The sequence below is a fragment of the Mesorhizobium sp. M7A.F.Ca.US.006.04.2.1 genome (assembly GCF_004022915.1).
In the GTDB taxonomy this organism is placed as follows: domain Bacteria; phylum Pseudomonadota; class Alphaproteobacteria; order Rhizobiales; family Rhizobiaceae; genus Mesorhizobium; species Mesorhizobium ciceri.
On record NZ_RZQA01000416.1, the window covers coordinates 1 to 5,516 of the forward strand.

6 protein-coding genes and 1 pseudogene are annotated in these 5,516 nt (G+C 62.5%); 6 read left to right on the plus strand and 1 reads right to left on the minus strand.

The genetic code is table 11. The annotated features are described in order from the left end of the window. The coding region (locus tag EN925_RS21135; protein ID WP_164894308.1) for a crosslink repair DNA glycosylase YcaQ family protein at positions 1–566 on the minus strand (566 nt) is incomplete at its 3' end. Positions 567–897: 331 nt separating this feature from the next. Between EN925_RS21135 and EN925_RS21140 the strand changes: the two genes are divergently transcribed. The 6 genes and pseudogenes from EN925_RS21140 to EN925_RS21165 all read left to right on the plus strand — a co-directional run. After that, positions 898–1,263 carry an NADH-quinone oxidoreductase subunit A gene (locus EN925_RS21140; RefSeq protein WP_010910112.1) on the plus strand — a complete coding sequence of 122 codons (366 nt, stop codon included), beginning with the start codon at positions 898–900 and terminating at the stop codon, positions 1,261–1,263. Then, positions 1,254–1,835, plus strand: coding sequence for an NADH-quinone oxidoreductase subunit B (locus EN925_RS21145; RefSeq protein WP_013531090.1), 582 nt, complete (start codon positions 1,254–1,256; stop codon positions 1,833–1,835). Before EN925_RS21140 ends, EN925_RS21145 begins: the two co-directional genes overlap by 10 nt. Positions 1,836–1,839: 4 nt before the next feature. Then, complete coding sequence (locus EN925_RS21150; protein ID WP_127370116.1) at positions 1,840–2,442, plus strand: NADH-quinone oxidoreductase subunit C; 603 nt, start codon at positions 1,840–1,842, stop codon at positions 2,440–2,442. Beyond that, entirely contained in the window at positions 2,443–3,633 is a 1,191-nt protein-coding gene (locus tag EN925_RS21155; RefSeq protein ID WP_128336880.1) for an NADH-quinone oxidoreductase subunit D, read from the plus strand. After that, positions 3,634–4,914 (plus strand): NADH-quinone oxidoreductase subunit E, encoded by a 1,281-nt coding sequence (locus tag EN925_RS21160; RefSeq protein WP_024501360.1) that lies wholly within the window; start codon positions 3,634–3,636, stop codon positions 4,912–4,914. It abuts the gene before it with no gap. A 10-nt stretch (positions 4,915–4,924) separates the two neighbouring features. Further along, a pseudogene (locus tag EN925_RS21165) lies at positions 4,925–5,516 on the plus strand (NADH-quinone oxidoreductase subunit F); the annotation flags it as partial.

Sequence of the window (5,516 nt, forward strand, 5' to 3'; positions counted from 1 at the left end):
TCATAGAAGCGCTCGAAACCGCGGCGGTGCGCCGTGGTGATGCGGCCGGCCCAGAACAGCCATTCGAAGGCGTGTTTGGCATGGCTCCAGCCCCACCAGCCGCCCGAACCTTTCTGGCCCTCCAGCGCGGAAGCGGCGATCGGGCCGCGCTCGGCGACCTCGCGGTAGATCTCTTCGATGTAGGCGGCGTGCTCGCGGCCCCATTTGGCGAGACCCAGATACATTTCCTCGCCCCGCTCGGCGCGCTGCATGCGCCAGCGCATCAGCGGGTATGTCTCGACCGGCAGGAAGGAGGCCTCGTGCGCCCAATATTCGAAAACCATGCGCTTGCGCGTCACGGCCGCGTTGTCGAGCAGCGAGAACGGGTAGGGGCCAAGGCGCGAATAGAGCGGCATATAATGAGCGCGCACCACCGCGCTGACGGAATCGATCTGCAACAGGCCGGTGCGGGAGAGCGTGCGGGCAAAATGCCGGCGGTCGGGCGTGCCGGTCGGGCGAGGATCGAGGAACCCTTGGGCGGCAAGGGCGATGCGCCGGGCCATCGGGAGCGAGATCTTTTCCTTCATGCAGGTATCACTTTGACGTGTTTTGACCGAGGGTCGAATGGCTGATTCCAACCCATGCTAGCAGGGTTTTGGCGGCATCCATGTCAGGAGAGAAAAGTGGAGTAAAAAGCGAAGGAAATCAAACAGGAGCGGATCGGACCAGTTTGCCGCGATATGCCGTCCAGGTCGATGTTTTGAACAAGGTTTGACTTGCTTCGCTGGAAGTGCTGCGCTAACCCTCGCCGCGTTGCAGCATAGGCCCTTAAAACGGTTCAGCGGTTAAACTGTCACGCTTCCGCATTAGGGTCCGGTGCTGTAATCAACGTGGATTGGCGCCAACGGAAAGCCGAGCATGAACGCACTCTTGAGCTCATACCTGCCCATCGTCCTGTTCATAGGCGTGGCGCTGGTTGTCGGCCTGGCGCTGCTGGCCGCGCCCTTCCTGGTGGCCTACCGCAATCCCGATCCCGAAAAGCTTTCCGCCTACGAGTGCGGTTTCAACTCGTTCGACGACGCCCGCATGAAGTTCGACATCCGTTTCTACCTGGTGTCGATCCTGTTCATCATCTTCGACCTGGAAGTAGCCTTCCTGTTTCCGTGGGCGGTGTCGTTTTCGAAGATCGGCATGCTCGGTTTCTGGTCGATGATGGTTTTTTTGGCGGTGCTGACCATCGGCTTTGCCTATGAATGGAAAAAAGGAGCGCTGGAATGGGATTGAACGACAGTTCAGGCACCCTCGTCGCGCCGAAGCCCAAGGGCATCATCGATCCCAACACCGGCAGGCCGGTGGGGGAGGACGATCCCTTCTTCCTCGAGATCAACAACGAGTTGGCCGACAAGGGCTTTCTGGTCACTTCGACCGAGGCGCTCATCACCTGGGCGCGCAGCGGGTCGCTGATGTTCATGACGTTCGGCCTCGCCTGCTGCGCGGTCGAGATGATCCACACCTCGATGCCGCGCTATGATTCGGAGCGGTTCGGCGTCGCGCCGCGTGCGTCTCCGCGCCAGTCCGACATCATGATCGTCGCCGGCACGCTGACCAACAAGATGGCGCCGGCGCTGCGCAAGGTCTACGACCAGATGCCGGAGCCGCGCTACGTCATCTCGATGGGCTCCTGCGCCAATGGCGGCGGCTATTACCACTATTCCTATTCGGTGGTGCGCGGCTGCGACCGCATCGTGCCGGTCGACATCTATGTGCCCGGCTGCCCGCCGAGCGCCGAAGCGCTGCTCTACGGCATTCTTCTCTTGCAGAAGAAGATCCGCCGCACCGGCACGATCGAACGGTAAATCCATGACCGCATCCCTGAGCGAACTGTCGACCTATCTCGGCGAGAAGCTGATCGGCCGCGTGAACGAGGCTGATATCGCCTATGGCGAACTCACCATCCATGTCGAGCCGCGCGATCTGGTCGAGGTGATGACCTTCCTGCGCGACGACGCGCGCTGCCAGTTCATCTCGATCATCGATGTCTGCGGCGCCGACTATCCGTCGCGGGCCAAGCGTTTCGACGTCGTCTATCACCTGTTGTCGCCGAAGCAGAATGTGCGCATCCGCGTCAAGGTGCAGGCCGACGAGGAAACCATGGTGCCGTCGATCACCGGCGTCTATCCCGGCGCCGACTGGTTCGAACGCGAGACCTACGATCTCTACGGCGTTTTGTTCTCCGGCCATCCCGACCTGCGCCGCCTGCTGACCGACTATGGCTTCGAAGGCCATCCCTTGCGCAAGGATTTCCCGCTGACCGGCTTCGTCGAGGTGCGCTACGACGACGAGGCCAAGCGCGTTATCTATGAGCCGGTCGAGCTCAAGCAGGAATTCCGCAATTTCGATTTTCTGTCCCCGTGGGAAGGTACGGATTACGTGCTGCCGGGTGACGAGAAGGCAAAGCAGTAAATGGCTGAAACCTCCGTCCGCAACTTCAACATCAATTTCGGCCCGCAACACCCCGCGGCGCACGGCGTTTTGCGCCTTGTGCTGGAGCTGGACGGCGAAGTCGTCGACCGCGTCGATCCGCATATCGGACTGCTGCATCGCGGTACCGAAAAGCTGATCGAAGCCAAAACCTATCTGCAGGCGGTGCCCTATCTCGACCGGCTCGACTATTGCGCGCCGATGAACCAGGAACATGCCTTTGCGCTGGCCGCCGAGCGTCTGCTCGGCATCGAGGTGCCGAAGCGTGGCCAGGTGATCCGCGTTCTCTACAGCGAGATCGGCCGCATCATGTCGCACATCCTCAATGTGACGACGCAGGCGATGGACGTCGGTGCGCTGCCGCCGCCGCTGTGGGGCTTCGTCGAACGCGAAAAGCTGATGGTGTTCTATGAGCGCGCCTCCGGTTCGCGCATGCATGCCGCTTATTTTCGGCCCGGCGGCGTCCATCAGGACCTGCCGCGTCAACTGGTCGAGGACATCGGCAAGTGGATCGACCCGTTCCTGAAGTCGATCGACGACCTCGACCGGCTGCTGACCGGCAACCGCATCTTCAAGCAGCGCAATGTCGATATCGGCATCGTCTCGCTGGCGGATGCCTGGGCCTGGGGTTTTTCGGGCGTGATGGTGCGTGGCTCGGGTGCAGCCTGGGATCTGCGCAAGTCGCAACCCTATGAATGCTATTCGGAGATGGATTTCGATATTCCGATCGGCAAGAACGGCGACTGCTTCGACCGCTACCTCGTGCGCATGGAAGAAATGCGCCAGTCGGCGAAGATTATGCGCCAGTGCGTCGACCTTTTGCTCGGCAAGGAGAGCACCGGCCCGGTGTCGAACCTCGATGGCAAGGTGGTGCCGCCCAAGCGCCAGGCAATGAAGCGCTCGATGGAAGCGCTGATCCATCACTTCAAGCTCTACACCGAGGGTTATCGCGTGCCGGCCGGCGAGGTTTACGCCGCTGTCGAGGCGCCGAAGGGCGAATTCGGCGTCTATCTGGTTTCCGACGGCTCCAACAAGCCCTACCGCTGCAAGCTGCGCGCGCCGGGTTTCGCGCATCTGCAGGCGATGGATTTCCTCTGCCGCGGCCACATGCTGGCCGACGTCACCGCCGTTCTCGGCTCCCTCGACATCGTGTTTGGTGAGGTCGATCGCTAAATGTCAGTCCGCCGTCTCGCAGAAGCCAGCGTCCAGCCAGCATCCTTCGCCTTCAACCGGGCGAATGCCGCGGCTGCGAAGCAATGGATCAAGAAGTACCCGAAGGGCCGTGAACAGTCGGCCATCATCCCGCTTCTGATGATAGCACAGGAGCAGGAAGGTTGGGTGACGAAGGCGGCGATCGAGACGATCTCCGACATGCTCGGCATGCCGCGCATCCGCGGGCTGGAAGTCGCGACCTTCTACACGCAGTACCAGTTGAATCCGGTCGGCACGCGTGCGCACATCCAGGTCTGCGGCACCACGCCCTGCATGCTGCGCGGTTCGGAAGCGCTGATGGATGTCTGCCGCTCCAAAATCCATCACGACCAGTTCCACACCAACGACAAGGGAACCTTGTCCTGGGAAGAGGTGGAATGCCTCGGTGCCTGCGTCAACGCGCCGATGGTGATGATCTTCAAGGACACGTTCGAGGATCTGACGCCGGAACGCCTGGCTGAAATCATCGATCTCTATGACGCCGGCAAGGGTGCTGCGGTGGAACCGGGGCCGCAGAATGGCCGCACCGGCTCGGAGCCGGCCTCCGGCCTCACCACGCTGAAGAGCGAAAAGGCGATCCTCAAGTCGACCCGCGACAGGGAAGCCAGGGAGGCGGCCAAGGCCGCCAGGGCGGCACCCGACGCGATCGTCGCAGCGCCGGTGCCGGCGCCGGCCGCGGCCCCTGTCGCACCGTCCAACACCAGCAAGCCGAAGACCGACGCCCCTGAAACCAGCCCGGCGTTGAAGACGCCTTCAAAAACCAAGGTCGCGCCGGCGGTTGAAAAGGCGGCGAGTGTTGCCGCTCCACTGCATTCGGCCGCCAATGCCAACAAGGCAGACTCCAAAGTCGAGCAGGTTTCCAAGCAGCGCAGTGGCCCCATCACCAAGGCCGAGCCGGCCTCCGCCTTCAAGGCGCCAGAGGTCAAGGTACCGGCCGCCAAGCCGGCCAAACCGTCGCTCGGGGACAAGAACCGCCCGGCCGGCATCGACAGGCCGGCACAGGTCGATGACCTCAAACTGATCTCCGGCGTCGGCCCCAAGATCGAGGGCATCCTGCATACGCTGGGCATCTTTACCTTCGCGCAGGTCGCGTCGTGGAAGAAGGCCGAACGCGAGTGGGTGGATGGCTATCTCTCTTTCCAGGGCCGCATCGATCGCGACGACTGGGTCAAGCAGGCCAAGGCGCTCGCCAAGGGTGGCGTCGCCGAATACATCCGCGTCTTCGGCAAGAAGCCGGTCTGAGGGACGAAAAATGCTCGGGGATAAAGACCGCATCTTCACCAATATCTACGGCCTGTTCGACAAGTCCTTGGCCGGCGCGATGGCGCGCGGCGCCTGGGATAACACGCCCGGCATCGTCGCCAAGGGCCGCGAGTGGATCGTCAACGAGATGAAGGCGTCGGGCCTGCGCGGCCGTGGCGGCGCCGGCTTCCCGACCGGCCTCAAATGGTCGTTCATGCCCAAGCAGAGCGATGGCCGGCCGAGCTATCTCGTGATCAACGCCGACGAATCCGAGCCCGGCACCTGCAAGGACCGCGACATCCTGCGCAACGACCCGCACACGCTGGTCGAGGGCGCGCTGCTTGCCGGTTTCGCCATGGGTGCGGTTGCCGCCTACATCTATGTGCGCGGCGAGTTCATCCGCGAGCGCGAGGCGCTGCAGCGCGCGATCGAGGAGGCCTATGAGGCCAAGCTGATCGGCAAGAACAACACGTCCGGCTACGATTTCGACATCTACATGCACCACGGCGCCGGCGCCTATATCTGCGGCGAGGAGACTGCACTTCTCGAAAGCCTCGAAGGCAAGAAGGGCCAGCCGCGGCTGAAGCCGCCATTCCCGGCCA

Coding starts and splice junctions, on each gene's coding strand:
- EN925_RS21155 (WP_128336880.1), top strand. CDS start 2,443: ATGGCTGAAACCTCCGTCCGCAACTTCAACATCAATTTCGGCCCGCAA.
- EN925_RS21160 (WP_024501360.1), top strand. CDS start 3,634: ATGTCAGTCCGCCGTCTCGCAGAAGCCAGCGTCCAGCCAGCATCCTTC.
- EN925_RS21150 (WP_127370116.1), top strand. CDS start 1,840: ATGACCGCATCCCTGAGCGAACTGTCGACCTATCTCGGCGAGAAGCTG.
- EN925_RS21145 (WP_013531090.1), top strand. CDS start 1,254: ATGGGATTGAACGACAGTTCAGGCACCCTCGTCGCGCCGAAGCCCAAG.
- EN925_RS21140 (WP_010910112.1), top strand. CDS start 898: ATGAACGCACTCTTGAGCTCATACCTGCCCATCGTCCTGTTCATAGGC.